The sequence below is a fragment of the Azonexus sp. genome, assembly GCF_049652925.1.
GTDB lineage: Bacteria > Pseudomonadota > Gammaproteobacteria > Burkholderiales > Rhodocyclaceae > Azonexus.
Map to the genome: position 1 here is coordinate 1 of NZ_JBASFI010000021.1, position 17,597 is coordinate 17,597.

Genomic DNA, 17,597 nt, shown 5'->3' on the forward strand with positions numbered 1-17,597 from the left:
AGTTGCGCGGCTTCAGTGCGCACGCCCAGTTTTTGTACCTTCTCGGTACTGATCTTGATCTGATTGGCGGACGCCGGCTCGTCGTCCGCTTCGCCTTCATAAACAGCGATGTAGTCCATGCCCATCGGGTCTTTCTTGGGCGTCGGAGAGGTATCGGGCAAGCCCATCGGGTTGCGGTAGAAGAGCAGCTTTCTTTCTTTTTTGGCCGGCTCGGTGGCCGTCGCTGCCGCCGGTGTTGCCGATTCACCGTGGGAGGCGCCGCCTTTGCCGCCCAGCCAATAGCCGCCACCGGCCGCCACGGCGAACGCGATCACGCCGATGGTCAGTCCTGCACCCTTGTTCATAACTCTTCCCCTAAAAGTCGTTCGATTTCGGCCAAACGCATTTGCGCCTCGGCCTGTGCCTTGATCTGATTTTGTCTGGCCTGGCGGATTTGCCGCTGGGCATCGAGCAGCGTGGCGAAATCGACCTTGCCGGTTTCGTAGCCGGCCAAGGCCGCCTGGAAGGTCAGTTCGGCCTGGGGCAGCAGGCTATTGGTCAGCAAATTTTCGGTCTGGCGGGCGGCTTCGATGCCGGCCAGACTTTCCGCGAGGTCACTGACCACCTGGTTTGCGGTCGCTTCCTTGCGCGCCCTGGCGGCATTCAGCATGGATTCGGATTCCCGTTCCTGAGCGCGGCGCGAGGATTGCTGCAGCGGGATGTTCATTTCGAGCATCAACTCCCATTCCTTGACCTCGTTCTGGTACTGGATGGGCGAGACGCCGAGCGTTACATCGGGATAGCGATTCTTGTAGGTCAGATCGCGGGTTTTTTCCGCAGCCCTGATCCGCGACTCGTCGGCGAACAGCAGGGGATTCCTGGCGCGGACGCGCTCTTCGAGGGCGACATAGTCGAGTCTGGCTGGCGCCGGCAGTGGCCGCAGTTGGCTTGGCTCGGCCAGTGGCGCCCGAGTCGGCCGGGCCAGCAAGGCGTTCAGGCGGGCATGCAGGTGATGACGCTCGGTTTCCAGCGCGATCAGTTCATTGCGCATCGTGGTCTGTTCAACCTGGGCGCGAATGACGTCCTGCTGGGCGGCCAGGCCGCCGGCGTAGCGGACCTGGGCGATTTTTTCCAGACGGATCATCAGGTCGAGGATTTCGCGCGTCAGTCGTTCGCTGCCGTGGATGTAGTACAACTGGGCGTGGTTGACCTTGATCCGGCCGGCGATGTCGGCCCATGTCCCCATAACCCGCCCCTTGGCACCTTCGGCCTCGAACTCGGCAATTTCCCGCTTCAGGTCGCGCTTGCCGAACCAGGGAATATCCTGCATCAACAGGTATTTGGTACTGCCGACGCGACTTGGGGAAAGCGTGGCGTTTTGCTCGCCCATGCGGGTAATGTCACGCAACTCGGCCCGGAACTTGGGGTCGGGCAGCGCCCCGGCCGATGTAATGCGTTGGCCGGAGGCCTCCGCTTCCGCCTGCATTGCCGCGTACTCGGGGTTCCGCGTCCTGGCGAAATCGAGCAAGCTGTCGACCGAAGCGCCGATAGCCGGTTCCTGAGCCAATGCTGGCATACCCAAGCCGATGGCCAGCAGCACGGCGAAAATGGGGGCAAGCCTGAATCGTCGCATACGACCTCCCTGTGAAACGCGACTTCACAAAGCGATGAGCACTTCGGGTGGCTTACCCGGAATGCCATCGCCCTCATTGTTATTTGGCCGGTTCGAAATGAACAATGGTTACCGCGCCATTGACATTGTCAGCCATGAAGCGAATCTTGTCGCCCGACTTCATCTGCTCAAGCCATTTCGCATCCTTGACCCGGAAAACCATGGTCATCGCCGGCATGCTCAGATTGGTCAATGGCCCATGGGAGAGCGTTACCTTGCCGGCCGATTTGTCGACTTTCTTGACTACGCCATCAACCATCTGCATTTCTGTGGAAGCAGTTGCCTGCATCGCCATGCCGTGGCCGGCATGGTCGCTGGCCGCCTGGACTGAAACGGTACCCAGCGAGGCGAAGGCGATCAGGGTAGAGGTAATCAATGCTTTCATGAGTTTCTCCTTTGGGTGGATAGGGGATTAGTGTTTGGCAAATACGGTGGTTGCGCCGCCGGCCTGGACCAACAGCGTGTTGTAGGGAACCGGCTTGGGGCTTTCCATGCCGGGTGAGCCGGGGGGCATCGAAGGCACCGCCAGGCCGACGGCCTTCGGTTTTTCCTTGAGCAGGCGCTGGATGTCGGCGGCGGGGACATGCCCCTCGACGACGTAGCCGGCGACCTTGGCGGTATGGCAGGAGCCGAGGCGCTCGGGCATGCCCAGCCGCTGGCGAGCCGCCGGCACGTCATTGACGTCGTGGGTTCGCACGTCGAATCCCGCCTGGCGCAGATGCTCGACCCATTTTTCGCAGCATCCGCAATAGGGACTCTTATAGACGTCGACCGCATCGGCCGCGCTGGCCGGCAGGTTAGCTACCGCGCCAAGGGCAAACAGCGTCAGGAGAACAGTTATCGGCTTTGCCATGGATACAACTCCTCGTTCAATTGATTGAGGGCAGTATGGCCAAGCGATACCAACAAAAGACTGACTCCCTGATTACATTTCTGTAATTTTTATGGGCGGTGATTGCCACGCCAGTGGGTCGATCAATGGTGCATATGGTCGTCGCCATGGCCTGCTGCCAACGGGGAAAATCGAGCTTGCTCGGTCTTTTTGTCGGGGAACACGACGGAGACAACCACCTTCATATGGGCATCGGAGACATACTTGCCGACGCCTGTCAGCTTGTTGTCGCCAGCCGGAGTCAGCGGTACCGTCACTTTCGACTTGCCGGCCAGAATCGTTGCCGTGCCGCTAGCACCGGCTGCCGGGATTTTTTTCTCACCATGGTCGGTGAGATAGACCGTGACCGGGCTGTCCTTGGCCTCCTTGTTGTTTTTGTCGACCAGCAGTTCGAAGTGATAAGGCCCGGCCATGCGGAGTTGGCCGCCATTGGGTGCCTTCATTTTGTCGAGGGTGCCATCGTCGTGGGCGAAAGCGGCGTTGCCGGCGAAGATCAATGCAGCAGATAGAAGCAGGTTGGGAATCAGGGGGAGTTTCACGGATATTTCCTCATCGTGTGGGGTTAGAAAGATTCCTGCGCCTTTTCAGCGAGCAGGCGTTGTAGCGGTTTCTCACCGAACAGCCAGAACATGACCGGAGTCAGCAAGGTGTCGAGCAGGGTGGAACTGATCAGGCCGCCGAAAATTACGACGGCGACCGGGTGCAGGATTTCCTTGCCCGGTGCGTCGGCGGAAAGCATTAGCGGGGTCAGCGCGAAGGCGGCGACCAGCGCCGTCATCAGCACCGGGGTCAGGCGCTCCAGCGAACCGCGGACGATCATTTTTCGCCCGAACACTTCGCCCTCGAAAGCGCACAGGTTGATGTAATGGCTGATCTTCAGAATGCCGTTGCGCGTGGCGATGCCGGTGAGCGTGATGAAGCCGACCAAGGCGGCGACCGACAGCGGCTGGCCGGAAATCCACAGCGCGACGACCGAGCCGACCAGGGCGAGCGGCACGTTGCCCATGATGATGGTCGTCAGTACCGCTGACCGGTAGCGGCTATACAGCACCAGGTAAATCATGGTCAGCGAGACGACGGCGAGCAACGCAATCAGCTTGGCCGCCTGTTCCTGCGCCTGGAACTGCCCTTCGAGCAGCGGGAAGTAGCCTTCCGGCATGGGTTTCTTGTCAATTTCGGCGCGGATGTCGGCGATGATTCGGCTCATGTCGGAACCATCGGTATTGGCCGAGACGACGATGCGGCGCCGGGTGTTTTCCCGACCGATCTGGTTCGGGCCCTCGCCATCCTCGATGCGGGCAAGTAACGACAGCGGCACGCGGCCGGTCGACGTCTCGATCAGCAGATTTTCCAGGCCGCGTTCGCCGCGCGCCTCTTCCGGCAGGCGCAGGGTCAGGTCGAACCGGCGATTGCCCTCGATGACCTGGCCGATTCTTTCGCCGGCCAGCAATTGCTCCAGGCGTTGCAGCAATTCGCCGGAAGCCACGCCGTAGCGGGCGGCGGCGTCGTAATCGAGATGGATCTTGTATTGCGGAATCAACACTTGCTTTTCGATCTGCAGGTCGGTGATACCAGGAATCTTCGCCAGACGTTCCTTGATGTCGCCCGCCAGGCCGCGCAGGGTATCTAGATCATCGCCAAAAATCTTCAGCGCGATCTGCGCCCGGACACCGGACAGCAAATGGTCGAGGCGATGGGAAATCGGCTGCCCGACATTGACCACGGCCGGCAGGATGGCCAAGCGCTGGCGGATATCGGCGATGATTGCCTCCCGATCACGCTCGGAGGCCTTCAAATCAACCTCGATCTCGGAGTAATGGACGCCTTCGGCATGCTCGTCCAACTCGGCGCGACCGGTACGGCGGCCGACCTCGGTCACTTCGGGCACAGCGAGCAGGATGTTTTCCGCTTGCGTGCCGATCTGGTTCGATTCGACCAGCGATGACCCGGGGTTGAGCACGACATTGACGGTCAGCGTGCCTTCGTTGAACGGCGGCAGGAAGGACTTGGCGAAAAAGGGAATGGAGGCCAGCGCGATGACCACGACGGCGACGGCGCCGATCAGCAGCGCCCGGGCACGGTCGAACGACCAGTTGAGCAGGCGTTCGTCCCAGGCCTTGAGTTTCTTCACCAAAGCGCTATCGCCGTGGTCGATATGCTTCATCTTCGGCAACAGGTAGTAGCACAGCACTGGGGTGATGGTCATGGCCACCACCATGCTGGCCAGGATGGAGACGATGTAGGCGACGCCGAGCGGTGTGAACAGCCGGCCTTCGATACCCGGCAGGGCGAACAGCGGAATGAACACTAGCACGACGATCAAGGTCGCATAGACGACCCCGGAGCGGACTTCCTTCGAGGCGGCGGCAATTACCTCCAGCGCCGACCTGGGGTTGGGCAAGGTTCGGTTTTCGCGCAGGCGGCGCAAGACGTTTTCGACATCGACCACGGCATCGTCGACCAGTTCGCCGATGGCGATGGCCAGGCCGCCCAGCGTCATGGTGTTGATCGACAGGCCGAAGTAGCTGAAGACCAGGGCCGTGACCAGCAGCGAGACCGGGATGGCGGTCAGCGAAATGAAGGTGGTGCGGAAATTGGCCAGGAACAGGAAGAGGATGACGGCGACCATGATCGCCCCGTCGCGCAGCGCTTCCTCGACGTTACGCACTGAGGCTTCGATGAAGTTGGCCTGCTTGAACAGGAACTGCGGCGTGTCGACGCCCTGCGGCAGGCTCTTGCCCATTTCGGCCATGGCCTGTTCGACGGCACGGGTCAATTCGACCGAATCGGCCGTCGGCTGCTTCTGCACGGACAGAATGACGGCGGGCTTGCCCTTGAAGCTGGCATCGCCGCGCTTGACCCCGGCGGCAAAGGTGACGGCCGCCACCTGGCGCAGCAGGATGGGTTGGCCGTTGCGCGTCGCCACCGGCTGGTTCTGCAGATCGACCAGCCGGGTCGTCCGGCCGATGTTGCGGATCAGGTACTCACGACCGCCGGCATCGACGAAGCCGCCGGCCGTGTTGCCGCCGAAGTTCTTGAGTGCCGCTTCGAGTTCGGCGAGCGTGACGCCGATCGCCTGCAAGCGGGCCAGATCGGGTTCGACGCGGTATTGCTTGACCTGGCCGCCGATCGGGATGACCTGGGCGACGCCCGGGATGGTCAATAGCCGCGGTCGCATAACCCAGTCGGCGTATTCGCGCACCTGCATCGGGCTGGCTTTTTCCGGATCGGCCGGCAAGGCGATCAGCAAAATCTCGCCCATGATCGACGAGATCGGCCCCATCTGAGGCACGATTCCCTGCGGCAACTGTTCGCGCACCAGGTTGAGCCGCTCGGCGATCTGCTGGCGGTTGCGATAGATTTCGCTGCCCCACTCGAACTCGACATAGACCACCGACAGGCCGATCCCCGACACCGAGCGCACCCGCGTCACGCCAGGCATGCCGTTCATGGCCGATTCGACGGGGAAGGTGATCAGTTGCTCGACCTCTTCCGGGGCCATACCGCCGGCTTCGGTCATCAGCGTGACCATCGGTTTGTTGAGGTCGGGGAAAACGTCCACCGGCATCTGGCGCACGGTCAGCGCCCCGTAGATGATCAGCAAGAGCGAAACGCCCAGTACGATCAGGCGCTGCTTGAGACTCGCATTGATAATGAAGTCGAACACGGCGTCCCCTTAGCGAATCTGCGCCAGGGAAGCAGCGCCCTGAACGACGACGCGTTCACCGCCGTTCAGGCCGTCGGTCACGACCACCGAATGACCGTCCAGGGCCGCCGCCTTGACTTTGCGGGAAACGAAGCGCTCGGCGCTTTCATGCACCCAGACCACCGATTCATTGGCCGCATTGCGCACCACGGCGGCGGCGGGAATCGCCACACCGGCTTGGCGGGCCTTGGTTTGCGCCAGAACCTTCAGGGTTTGGCCGACCGCGACGGCGGGCAGGGCGCCATTTTTCGGCGTTTCGACCCGGAACAGCACCGGCATCGCCTGTTCCTTCAAGGTGCGTCCCAAGCCGACGAAGGCGAGGTCGAGAAGGCCGCCGGCAATCGGGGCACTGGCCTTGGTCAGTCCGTCGAGTAACAGCGGGTCGTAGGCCAGGGCCTCGACCGCCAGCCGCTGTGGATCGATGACCTCGAAGACCACCGCCCGCGCATCGACCACTTGGCCAACCGCGACATTGGCCGCACTGACCACGCCGCTGACCGGTGCGACCAGGGCCTCCCGGCCGAGGCTACCGCCGACAGCGCTCTTGCGCTTCTTGAACGCGGCAAGTTCGATCTCCGCCTGTTCGATGTCTTTCTGCGGGACGCTGCCTTCCAGTTGCTGGAGCCGCACCAGGCGGCGTTCGAGGACGCTTTCCTGCGCAGCCAGTTCGGCCAGGGCCGACAGTTGAGTACCGCGTTCGAGGGCGGTTGCAGCTGGTTGCAGCCAGGCCAGAATTTGCCCTTTGTTGACCCGTTGACCAAGCACGGCCAGCCCGTTCGGGCCAGCCTCGATCCGCCCACTCTGGAAAGTCTGCACCCGGCCGCCGGCATTCGGATCGGCGACAATGCGGCCATTGAGTTCGACCGTGCGGGGGAATTCCCCCTTGAGGGCGGTCCGGGTGCGCAGGCTCAACTGCCGTTGGGCCGATTTCGGGACAAAGACGCTGCCGTCCGGCAAGCGCAAGGCCGGCTCGTTGAAAGTCACCTGGCCTTGGGCGTCGACTGCAGCAACCGGTGCCGGTGCAACTGGGGCTTTTTGTTCATCGCCATGGTCCTCGCCGCCATGGGCGGAGACCTGAACAGCCAGGGTGCTGCCCACGAGCAGAGCCAGGGCGTAGCGGGTAAGATTCTTGATATCGGTCATGCTGAGTGAATTCCATGTTGCGGTTGGCGACGCAGGCGACGCACGATCAGGCCCCCGGCCAGCAGCAACAGCGGAGTTCCGGCGTAGAGCCACCAGTTGCGATCAGGGTGTCCGGCTTCAGTCAAGGCGGCTGCTACTTCGCCAACTTCCAGGCTGGCGGAAAGCAGATCGACAATTTCGCCCGCCTGGACGGTGATGGTCAGCGGGTATTTGCCAGCTTGCGTCAGGGAGGAGGCCGATAATTGGTAGACCCCACCCGCTATCTCGGTGGCGATCCCTTTGATCCCCTGTCCCTCGATTTCGATTTGTGCCCCGGGAATGGGTGCGTTGTCGGCGGCGCGGTCGAGATAGATGATCAGGTCCTTGCCAGCGAGCACACCGACCAGTTCAAGGTCTTCGCTGCGCAGCTCGAAACGTGGTGCCAAGTTGACATCGGCCGGCTTGGCGGGGGCTCCGTGGTCATGGCCTTCATGGGCGAGGAGCGGCATGGACAGCGCCAGCAGGATGGCTGCAATAAAGGCTTTTAGGGCTGCCCAACTCAGGATGAATGGCTTGTCGATCACGGTGTAATTCCTCGGGCTTGATTCAGATTGGCCTGAGCGGCCGACAGGCGGGCGCGGCTGCGGCCAAATTCAATGCGGGCTTCGGTCGCCTGGGTCTGGGCGCGCAGCAACTCGACGAGCGCGGTTTCACCCAGTTCGAAAGAACGGCGCATCAGGGTCAGCCGCTCGGCGGCGGCTTGCTCGCGTTCGACCGCCAGTTCGGCACCGATACGGGCCGAATCGAGTTGCGCCTCAGCCTCCCTGACTTCGGCTTCGACGTCGGCCAGTAACCGCTGATACTGGGCATCGGCCTGGATCAGCGCCGTGTTGGCGCTGGCAACCAAGGGCGCATTACGCACCTCGCCAGCGAAGGGAATGGTGATGGCGAAACCGATGCTGTCGCGTGGAGTGGCGCCGGAGGCATCGCGCTCCCGTCGATATTGCACGCCGATGCTGGGCGAATCGCGGCGCGACTCTTGGGCCAGTTTCATGCCGGCACGGGCACGCTCGGCAATTGCCTGCCCGGCCGCCAGGCGGGGATGAATATTTTCAGCGGCTGCCGCCATGACCGACTCTTGCGGATTGTCCGGCAAGCGGTCGCTGCCGGTCAGGACCCGGTAGCGCTGCGTGCTGCGTACCACACGTGCGTTCGCTTCGGCCGCGGCGGCCCGGGCGCTGCTCGTTTCCTGTTTGACGAGAAGCAGATCGGAGCGGGCCATTTCACCGACCTTGACCCGCCTGGCCACATCAGCTTCCAGTTTGGCCGCCGCATCCAGACGTTCACCGGCAACCGCCGCTTCACTTTGCGCCAGATAGAGCGTCCATAGGGCCGTCCGCAATTCGCCAGCGACGGCCAACCGGGTGGCGGCAATGCTCCGCTGACTCTCGTCGCTATCGGCCTCGGCGACGGCTATCCGGGCTGATTTTTGACCGGGTAGCCAGAGAGGAACGGAAATTCCGATTTCGCTTTCTTCTTTGCCGAGATTGTCGTTCCAGCGGTCCGTGCGCTGCGCTAGGCCTATCCTAGGGGTGCCGGGAAACAAGGATTCAGCAACGGTTCGGCTGGCGTTCGCTTCTTCGCGTTTCGCCACGACCGTTTTTCCCTGCGGGGAATTGGCCCATGTTTTTTCAAACACATCGCGCAGGGTCTCCGCCTGAGCGAAACCAATTGGGGCGGCCAGCAAGGCCACCAGCAGGAAGCCGGTCCCGGCGCGCAATTTGGGCGTTGGCGGAGAGCAATTCATTGGGGCAAGTTCACCGAGTTCAGATCAATAGACACGGATGGTACGGAGCGTTGCCCAACGGGATGCTGACCGATAAATTACATTTGTGTAACCTTGCGACCCCTATCGGTGCACAGTGATCTTGCCTTTGATCCTCGCTTCGAAATGTCCCGAACCGGACATAGCCGACACTTTGACCCGTTAAACTCCTTTCCCGAGCGAATTCGGTCAGCTAAAAATCTATGCCCTGTCGTGGCAGGTGCCAATAAATTGAATATTTGACTTATCTGGACTTCTTTGAGCGGCCTACCCTGACATCCGTTTGGGGTATGGCTCAAAATGACACCAAGACGGCACACAACGAACATCCGCTATTTGGGAAGCAAGCAAAACCATGAGCTTGTCGCCTTTTTGGCTTTATATGCTTCCCGAAGCAGGCTTACCCAGAATCAGTCGAAACGAACATCAATCTCCTTTCCATCAGGCTTCGTGCAAACCCCGGCTGGACTTTGGCCTGAACTCCAAGCCAGCAGGCACCGAAGCGCTTCCCCATTTTTGGCATGTAGTACCGGCGAGGCCGAACTCCTTATGTGATCGCTGTCCATGCCGCTGGTAATTCGGTCGTAATGTTTGCCGGGGCCAAACAATTTACGTAATTCTGCGAGGTCTTGATGATGCTGAATCACAAATCCCCGCCCCTCATATCGCGCGCCTTCGAGTTCCAGAACCATTGCCGGCGCTTGCGAGCCCTCGTGGCTGAAGAAGCCTGTGACAGGTGGCGAGTCCTTTTCCGATACCAGTTGATGGGTATGCCCGGCACAACCGGAAAGCGCCACGCCCAGAAAACAAGTTGCGAGGATTTTTGTGATCGCAGACATGCGACCTCCCTTCTACTTCAACACGAAGCGAACGGTTGCCGGGGCTTTGCCAGGGAGGGACACCAAGGCAACCACTTTGCCGTTGTTAACCTTGAAACTGCCTTTGGCCTCCAGTTGCTGGCCCGCCGGTTTCAATTCGACTTCCTGTTTATCTGTACCGACGAGGATGGTCAGTTTGGCGTTGGATTTTGAGACATCCACCGACTTGCCATGATCACGCAAATGCAACTGGATCAAATCCGGCTTGGCAACCAGTTCGTAATCCACATCCTTGGCCTCGCTGACGACGCCACCGTGGAGCGGTTTATGTTCGTGGCTGTGCTCGTGGCCATCGGCAGCGAAGGCATTGCCGGACAGGGAGAAGACAACAGCGGCGAGCAAATGAATCGGTTTCATGGTTTTTCCTTTCGTTGAGAAATAGTTAAAGCGCACCGGCATCGCGGTCGGCCATCAGGCGTTCCACATCCTTGCGGCCAAACAGCCAGAACATGGCGGGTGTCAGGAAGGTATCGAGCAGGGTTGAGCTGATCAGGCCCGAGAAAATAACCACGGCCACCGGATGCAGGATTTCCGTGCCCGGCCGCTCGGCCTCGAACAACAGAGGCGCCAGCGCGAAGGCGGTGACCAGCGCCGTCATCAAGACGGGCGCGAGACGTTCCAGCGAGCCGCGCAGGATCATCTGGTGGTCGAAGTTCTCGCCTTCCATGCGCATCAGGTTGATGTAGTGGCTGACCTTGAGGATGCCGTTGCGCACCGAAATGCCGGCCAGCGTGATGAAACCAACCAGTGCGGCGACCGACAGCGGCTGCCCGGAAATCCACAAGCCGAGCACTGCGCCTACCAGCGCCAACGGAATGTTGGCCATAATCAGTGCCGACAGCACGACCGACTTGTAGCGACTGAACAGCACCACGAACATCAGCACCAGCGAGACGATGGAGAGCAGGCCAACCAGCCGGGAAGCCTCTTCCTGCGCCTGGAACTGGCCGCCCAGCGTGACGAAGTAGCCTTCCGGCAGTTTGCTGTCGCCGACCACCTGGCGGATGTCCTCGACAATCTCGGACAGCGCCCGCCCTTGCGCGTTGGCCGAAATCACGATGCGCCGCTTGCCGTCGTCGCGGCTGACCTGGTTCGGCCCATCGCCGTCCTCGATGGTGGCGATTTTTGACAGGGGAATCGGGCCGCCGGGTGTCTCCAGCAATATTTGCCCCAGGCCTTGCAACGAGCGGGACGAGTCGGGCAAGCGCACGACCAGCGCAAAGCGCCGGCCGCCTTCGACGACCTGAGTTACCTTTTCACCTTCGACCAGACTTTGCAGTGTCGCCAGAATCTGCGGCGTCGGCACGCCGTATTGCGCGGCCGTCGCATAGTTAACGCTGACCTTGATCTGCGGCGCCAGCACCTGCTTCTCGATTTCCAGATCGGCAATCCCGGGGATACCGGCTAGCCTGCCGCGCAGCGCATCGGCCTGACCGCGTAGCGTGTCCAGGTCGTCACCAAAAATCTTGATGGCGATCTGCGAACGCACACCGGACAGCATGTGGTCGATACGGTGCGAGATGGGTTGGCCGATGGCAATCGCCGCCGGCAGGTTGATCAGGCGAGCGCGAATATCGGCAGAAATTTCGCCCATTGAGCGCGTCATTTCGGATGCTGGCTTCAGGCCGACATCCAGTTCGCTGACGTGAACACCTTCCGCATGCTCGTCGAGTTCCGCCCGGCCGCTGCGCCGCCCGACGTGCACCACTTCCGGCACCGCTTTGACCAACACCTCAGCCTGTTGCGCCAGGGCCGACGACTCGGCCAGCGTGACGCCGGGATTGAGGCGCATGCCGATCAGCAGCGTTCCCTCATTGAACGGCGGCAGGAAGGTCTTGGGGAAGAACGGCACCGCGACTGCTGCCAGCAAAATGGCGACGGCACCGGCCGCCAACGCCGCTTTGGGACGGTTGAGCACCGCCTGCAAACTGCGGCCATAGCCGGCCTTCAGCCAGGCCAGCAGTTTCGTGTCGCCATGATCGAGCGACTTCATGCGTGGCAACAGGTAGAAGGACAGCACCGGCGTCACCGTCACTGAGACCACCAGAGAGGCCAGCGTCGAAACGATGAAAGCGATGCCGAGCGGCACGAACAACCGGCCTTCCATACCGGGCAGCGCGAAGAGCGGCAGGAAAACCAGCACGATGATGATCGTTGCGTAGAGGATGGCCGAACGCACCTCCATCGTCGCATGGCCCACCAACTCGATCGGATGCATCCGGTGATCGTGGTGCTTGGCCCGGTCTTCCTTCAGCCGTCGCAGCACGTTCTCGACGCCGACCACGGCGTCATCGACCAGGCCGCCGATGGCGATGGCCAGGCCACCCAGCGTCATGGTGTTGATCGACAGGCCGTAGTAGTCGAAAACCAGCGCCGTCATGAAAATCGACACCGGGATAGCGGTTAGGGCGATCACCGTCGGGCGCAAGGTGCCCAGAAAGAAGAACAGGATGACTGCGACGAAGACCGATGCCCCGATCAGCTTGCCTTGCAGCGTGCTGATCGACGACTCGATGAAACTCGCCTGGCGGAAAGTCACCTTGGGCGCCTCCATGCCGGCCGGCAGCGATTTCTTCAGATCCTCCACTGCGGCCTCGATACTTCGGGTCAGATGGATGGTATCGGCCGTCGGCTGCTTCTGGATGCCCAGAATCACCGCCGGTTTGCCCTCGAAACCGGCATCGCCCCGCTTGATGGCCGGTGCGAAGGTCACGTCGGCGATTTGCCGCAATAAAACGGGTTGACCGTGGCGGGCCGTCAGCGCCAGGTTCTTCAGGTCGTCCAGACGCGACGTGCGGCCGAGATGGCGAATCAGGTATTCGCGCCCGTTGAGTTCAAGGAAGCCGCCGGAGGTGTTGGCCGAGTAGCCCTTGAGCGCCCCGGTCAACTGCTCATGTGTGATACCCAGTTCCGCCATGCGGGTCGTGTTCGGCTGCACCTGGAACTGGCGCACCTCGCCGCCGATGGGGATGACCTGCGCCACACCGGCGATGGCCATCAAACGCGGCCGCAGCACCCAGTCGGCGTATTCGCGGACCTGCATCGGTGAAATCTTCGCCGTGTCGATGGGAATGGCGATCTGCATGATTTCGCCCATGATCGAACTGATCGGCCCCATGCGCGGCGTGACGCCCGTTGGCAGCCCTTCCTCCATCGAGGAAAGACGTTCCGACACCATCTGCCGTGCCCGGAAAATCTCCGTTTTCCAGTTAAAGGTCACATAAATGAAAGACAGGCCGGCACTGGACACCGAACGTACGCTTTCCACACCGGGCAGACCGTTCATGGTCGTTTCCAGCGGGAAGGTGATCAGTTGTTCAACTTCCTCGGCGGCCATGCCGCCGGATTCGGTCATGATGGTGACCGTCGGTTTGTTGAGGTCCGGAAACACATCCACCGGTGTGCGCGAGAGCGTGAATGCCCCATAAGCCATCAGCACCAGGCTGGCGATGATCACCAGCAGGCGGTTGGCAAGGCTGTTGTCGAGAAGCCACTTGAACATGATTGGCTCCGCTCAGCGTATCTGGTTAATCAGGGTCGCAGCCCGGACGGCAACCCGATCTCCGGTATTTAACCCGCTGGTCACCGCCACGTGGGTGCCGTCCAGCGGCTCGGTGGTTACCGTGCGCGGCTCAAAGCGTTCCGGCGCGGTCTTGACCCAGACGATGGCCTGGTTCGCAGGGTTCTTCATCAGCGCCGCCATCGGCACGCGGATGCCCGGCACCGTGCTGCGCGTCTGCACGAAGACCCGAACCGGCTGGCCGACGGCCAGCGCCGCCAAAGCGCCGCCTTCACCCCGGAAGGTCAGCGGCAAGGCTTGCTCACGCAGGCTGCGGGCGACGCCGACCAGGCGTAGCGGCAGCTTCTGCTCACCGACGGCAACAAAGGCCCCGGCGACATCGCTGGCGACGGCCATATCGAAAGCCAGCGCCTCGATCAGCAGGCGTTCCGGATTGACAATCTCGAACAGGGTTTCGCGGGCTTCGAGAACCTGACCGGAGACGACGTTGGCCGAGGCGATGACGCCGCTGACCGGCGCCACCAATTGTTCGTTGGCGACGGCGGCTTCGGCTTCCTCGATGACCTTGCGCGGCACGGTATCGGACAGTTCGCGTAGGCGGCGCAGGCGACTTTCCGCCAGCGAGCGGCTATTACCGCCGACTTCCGGCGTGACGTAGGCGAGCACCTCGCCCTTTTTGACCTGCTGGCCGGGCAGCGGCAGACCGCGCGGCCCCGGCGTGACTCGGCCGGCGACGATGGCCTGCACTTTGCCGCCGGCATTCGGGTCCATGACCACCTTGCCGGCCAGTTCATGGGTACGGGGCAGTTCACCGGGCTCAACCAGCAGGGTGCGAACGCCGATCTGGCGTTGCGCCGGTTTGGGCAGGAAGACGCTGCCATCCGGCTGACGCTTGGGGCCATTGCCGCTGGCAGCGGGTGGGGCGTCGCCGTGATCATGGCCATCGCCGGCCAGCACCAAGGTTGAGGAAAACAAGAAGGAAAGACAAAGGGCGCTCAATAACAGACGGGGCTTCATGCGGCACCTCCGAAACGCGGGTTGCGGGAAGCGCGCCGGCGGCGCAATAGAGCGGCGAGGAGCAGCAGCGCCCCGCCGGCGGCACCGCCCCACAGGGCGTATTCCTTCCAGCCATGGGTGTGGGCGGTCGTTTCGGCATGCGCCTCCTCGTGGATGTCGAGTTCACCAGCCAGCAAGTCGGTTTCCTCGCCGGCGATGACGGTCGCCGCGACCGACACGATCCCCGGCTTGAGTTCCTGCGCCAGCGTCGCCTCGAACTCCCCGTCGGCATGCGGTTCGACGGGGACTTTGACGCCGCCGAGTTCCAGTTCGAGCTTGGCATCCTTGACCGGGCTGCCGTCGGCATAGCGGTCGAGATAGAGCGTCAGTTGCTTGCCATTGACGACGCCGACCAGTTCAAAGGTTTCGGACGTTGCCGCAAAACGTGGCGCGGCGGGACCGGCGGATGAAGCAGGCGCCTCGCCGTGGTCGTGCCCGTCACCGGCCCAGGCCAGTGGGGCGGCCAAGGCGATCCAGGCGGCCCATCCCAAAGCGGCCAGCGTGTTTGTTGCTCTCATGTTCGGGTTCCTCATTTTTGTTCGGGGAGCAGGCCCAAGGCCTGGCGCAGGGCGGAGATCGCGGCGGCCAGATCAATCCGGGTGCGAGTGCTTTGCCGTTCGGCTTCGACGGCTTCGAGTTCGATACGCAGGCGGGTTGGCAGATCGCTTTCGCCCAGACGGAAGGACTTGTCGAAGAAACCCCGCGACTCACGCGCCAGTTGGGCGCGTTTCTCAGCGGCCGCCAGTTGCGCGCGACTCGATTCGACGCGCACCCGCGCCGCTTCCAGATCGGATGCCAGGCGTTCGCGTTCGAGACGAAGGTGTCCCTCGGTTTCGAGGGCTTCGGCGCGGGCCAGGCCGAGCTTGGCCCGATTGCGGCTCTCCGAACCAAACGGGATACGCACGCCGAGGGTGACGGTCTGCTGATAGTCGTCGCCGAAAGCGCCCCGCTCGCGGGTAGTGGCGAGTAACAGTTCTGGATTGTTCCTCGTCTGCACGCTGGCCAGATCGGCGCTGCGGCGAACGACTTCGGCCCGGTCGAACAGTTCGACGACCGCCGGGTGGGTTGCATCCAGGGCGGTGAAGTCGGCAGGCACCGCCGGCGGGGTTTCCGGTCCGTCGGCTGCTGTCTCATCCGGCAGCTTGCCGATCAAGGCGCGCAGTTGCTGAGTGGCTGCGGCCAGCAGGCTGGCGCTTTCGGCCAGCGTTACCTCGGCGCTGGCAGCCGCACCATCGGCCTGATGCTGGTCCGAGCGGGCCAGGTCGCCGGCCTTGGTTCGGCGGCGGACATCTTCTGCCAGTTTTTGTGCGCTGACCAGGCGCTCGCGGGCCAGCGACTGTTCGCCGCGTGCCCGCTGCCAGTTCCACCAGGCATCACGCACGACGGCGGCAGTGCGCAGTTGCGCGGCCGTCACCCGGCTATCCACGGCCTTTGATTCGGCGTCGGCCATGGCCCCCTGACGGGAGCGTTCGCCGGGCAGCCACAGGGGCAAGGCGACGCCGGCCGCGTATTCGCGGCTGCCTTGATTCTTGCCCAGTTGGTCGGTCTTGCCGGACAAATCCAGCGAAGGCGCTTGGGCCGTCCAACTGCCGGCAACCTGCCGACGCGCTTCGGCAGCATCACGCCGCAGATCGAGCGATTGTGCTTCGGGTTGTCGTGCCCAAGCGGCCGCAAAGGCTTGCGGCAAGGTAATCGCAGCGCCAGCGGGGGCTGGCGTCGATTGTGCCCAGAGATTGCCGGTCGCTAGCGTAGCGAGCGAGCACAGTCCGGCCACGAGTAGGCGGGCCGGTAATAAGGGTGTGCGTGAAACTGATTTGCTTCGAGACATCCGATTCTCCAGTGATGAAAAGACACACGGGGAATCGGCGAGGTGCGACCGGAAAGCGTCGCAATGCGTCAGGGCGGATCAGGCCACCACAGCCGCAAGGGAAAAGCGCAGAAAAGTGCTAGCCACCCCGCCGATCAGGCGAGGACGGACCAGTTGGGGCGTTCAGGGTGCGCGAGAGGTGGCGCGGTCAGATTTCCCGATAGCCAGGGAATCGCAAAGGACGCGCTGCTTGATGCCGGCAAGGAGGCCATGCTGAAAATCGCCGCGGTACAACTCGCATGGCAGGCGACGCAATCGCCGTCGATGCCACCACCCAGGGCTTTGGCATCCGGCGTGCCCTCCTGATCGGCAGCGGCCTGATGCTGGTGATCGTGATGGCCGAAGTGCTGTGCAGCCGCCCCGGTCTCGTGCTGGCAATAGCCGGCCACCGCTGCCCAGGAGAACTGGAACGGCAGAAAAACGAGAAGAAGGATAGAGAGCCAGCGGCGCATGGGCCGGATTGTATCAGCGAAAATCATTTCCGGCAGTCCACCGCAAGATGCGCACGCCGTTGCCCACCACCAGCAGACTTGCACCCATGTCGGCAAAGACGGCCATTCACATGGGTGCATTGCCAAAATCCCCCCATCCGCACTTTCGGGAATCGGCGCTATTCGACCGAGTAGAGGCGCGACGACTCACCCGCTTTGGGCAAGGTATATACCTTGAGCGTTCCCACGATGTGCGGCCCCATGCCTGGGGCATTGGCCGGCATGCCCGGAATGGTCAGGCCCCGTACCGACGGCTTTTCGGCCAGCATTTTCTTGACGGCGGAGGCGGGCACATGACCTTCCACGGTGTAGCCGCCAACTTTCGCGGTATGGCAACTAGCCAAATGTGGGGGTACCCCAAACCGTTGCCGTTCCACGTCCATGGCTCGGGTATTGACCTGCTTCACCTGAAAACCGGACTCTTGCATGTGCTTGACCCACTCGGTGCAGCAGCCGCAATCAGGATCCTTATAGACGGTTACTTCGGGCAGTTGTGCCGCAAGGGCACCCTGTAGTGCGGTGGTCGCTAACAGGCAGGCAATGAGCTTTTTCAACATGACAACAAAACCTTTCAATAAATGGCAGACTG

16 protein-coding genes and 1 pseudogene are annotated in these 17,597 nt (G+C 62.2%); all 17 read right to left on the reverse strand.

Going from position 1 to position 17,597, the window contains the following annotated elements:
* A pseudogene (locus tag WBK19_RS09580) lies at positions 1–344 on the reverse strand (efflux RND transporter periplasmic adaptor subunit); the annotation flags it as partial.
* Positions 341–1,612, reverse strand: a complete 1,272-nt coding sequence (locus WBK19_RS09585) for a TolC family protein (RefSeq protein WP_511289162.1) — start codon at positions 1,610–1,612, stop codon at positions 341–343. The gene WBK19_RS09585 and the pseudogene WBK19_RS09580, both read right to left, overlap by 4 nt.
* A gap of 79 nt (positions 1,613–1,691) precedes the next feature.
* Positions 1,692–2,036 carry a copper-binding protein gene (locus WBK19_RS09590; RefSeq protein WP_511289164.1) on the reverse strand — a complete coding sequence of 115 codons (345 nt, stop codon included), beginning with the start codon at positions 2,034–2,036 and terminating at the stop codon, positions 1,692–1,694.
* A 27-nt stretch (positions 2,037–2,063) separates the two neighbouring features.
* Positions 2,064–2,504: a DUF411 domain-containing protein gene (locus tag WBK19_RS09595; protein ID WP_310494052.1), complete on the reverse strand. Its 441-nt coding sequence runs from the start codon at positions 2,502–2,504 to the stop codon at positions 2,064–2,066.
* Positions 2,505–2,626: 122 nt separating this feature from the next.
* Complete coding sequence (locus tag WBK19_RS09600) at positions 2,627–3,082, reverse strand: hypothetical protein (RefSeq protein WP_511289166.1); 456 nt, start codon at positions 3,080–3,082, stop codon at positions 2,627–2,629.
* Between the two features lie 23 nt (positions 3,083–3,105).
* Positions 3,106–6,210, reverse strand: coding sequence for an efflux RND transporter permease subunit (locus WBK19_RS09605; protein ID WP_511289168.1), 3,105 nt, complete (start codon positions 6,208–6,210; stop codon positions 3,106–3,108).
* 9 nt (positions 6,211–6,219) lie between these two features.
* On the reverse strand, positions 6,220–7,392 hold the full coding sequence (locus WBK19_RS09610; RefSeq protein ID WP_511289170.1) for an efflux RND transporter periplasmic adaptor subunit: 1,173 nt from the start codon (positions 7,390–7,392) through the stop codon (positions 6,220–6,222).
* Positions 7,389–7,955: a hypothetical protein gene (locus WBK19_RS09615; RefSeq protein ID WP_511289172.1), complete on the reverse strand. Its 567-nt coding sequence runs from the start codon at positions 7,953–7,955 to the stop codon at positions 7,389–7,391. The genes WBK19_RS09610 and WBK19_RS09615 overlap by 4 nt, the downstream gene beginning before the upstream one ends.
* Positions 7,952–9,178: a TolC family protein gene (locus WBK19_RS09620; protein ID WP_511289174.1), complete on the reverse strand. Its 1,227-nt coding sequence runs from the start codon at positions 9,176–9,178 to the stop codon at positions 7,952–7,954. The genes WBK19_RS09615 and WBK19_RS09620 overlap by 4 nt, the downstream gene beginning before the upstream one ends.
* Before the next feature lie 428 nt (positions 9,179–9,606).
* Entirely contained in the window at positions 9,607–10,035 is a 429-nt protein-coding gene (locus WBK19_RS09625) for a hypothetical protein (RefSeq protein WP_511289176.1), read from the reverse strand.
* 12 nt (positions 10,036–10,047) lie between these two features.
* Positions 10,048–10,431, reverse strand: coding sequence for a hypothetical protein (locus WBK19_RS09630; protein ID WP_511289178.1), 384 nt, complete (start codon positions 10,429–10,431; stop codon positions 10,048–10,050).
* Between the two features lie 25 nt (positions 10,432–10,456).
* On the reverse strand, positions 10,457–13,576 hold the full coding sequence (locus WBK19_RS09635) for an efflux RND transporter permease subunit (RefSeq protein ID WP_511289180.1): 3,120 nt from the start codon (positions 13,574–13,576) through the stop codon (positions 10,457–10,459).
* A gap of 12 nt (positions 13,577–13,588) precedes the next feature.
* Positions 13,589–14,611 carry an efflux RND transporter periplasmic adaptor subunit gene (locus WBK19_RS09640; RefSeq protein WP_511289182.1) on the reverse strand — a complete coding sequence of 341 codons (1,023 nt, stop codon included), beginning with the start codon at positions 14,609–14,611 and terminating at the stop codon, positions 13,589–13,591.
* Positions 14,608–15,168, reverse strand: coding sequence for a hypothetical protein (locus WBK19_RS09645; protein ID WP_511289184.1), 561 nt, complete (start codon positions 15,166–15,168; stop codon positions 14,608–14,610). The genes WBK19_RS09640 and WBK19_RS09645 overlap by 4 nt, the downstream gene beginning before the upstream one ends.
* An 11-nt stretch (positions 15,169–15,179) precedes the next feature.
* Entirely contained in the window at positions 15,180–16,478 is a 1,299-nt protein-coding gene (locus WBK19_RS09650) for a TolC family protein (RefSeq protein ID WP_511289186.1), read from the reverse strand.
* A 134-nt stretch (positions 16,479–16,612) separates the two neighbouring features.
* The gene (czcI, locus tag WBK19_RS09655; protein WP_511289188.1) at positions 16,613–16,996 is read right to left on the reverse strand and encodes a cation efflux protein, CzcI family; all 384 of its coding nucleotides are present in this window, start codon (positions 16,994–16,996) and stop codon (positions 16,613–16,615) included.
* Between the two features lie 131 nt (positions 16,997–17,127).
* Entirely contained in the window at positions 17,128–17,565 is a 438-nt protein-coding gene (locus WBK19_RS09660) for a DUF411 domain-containing protein (protein ID WP_511289190.1), read from the reverse strand.
* Between the last annotated feature and the right edge of the window lie 32 nt (positions 17,566–17,597).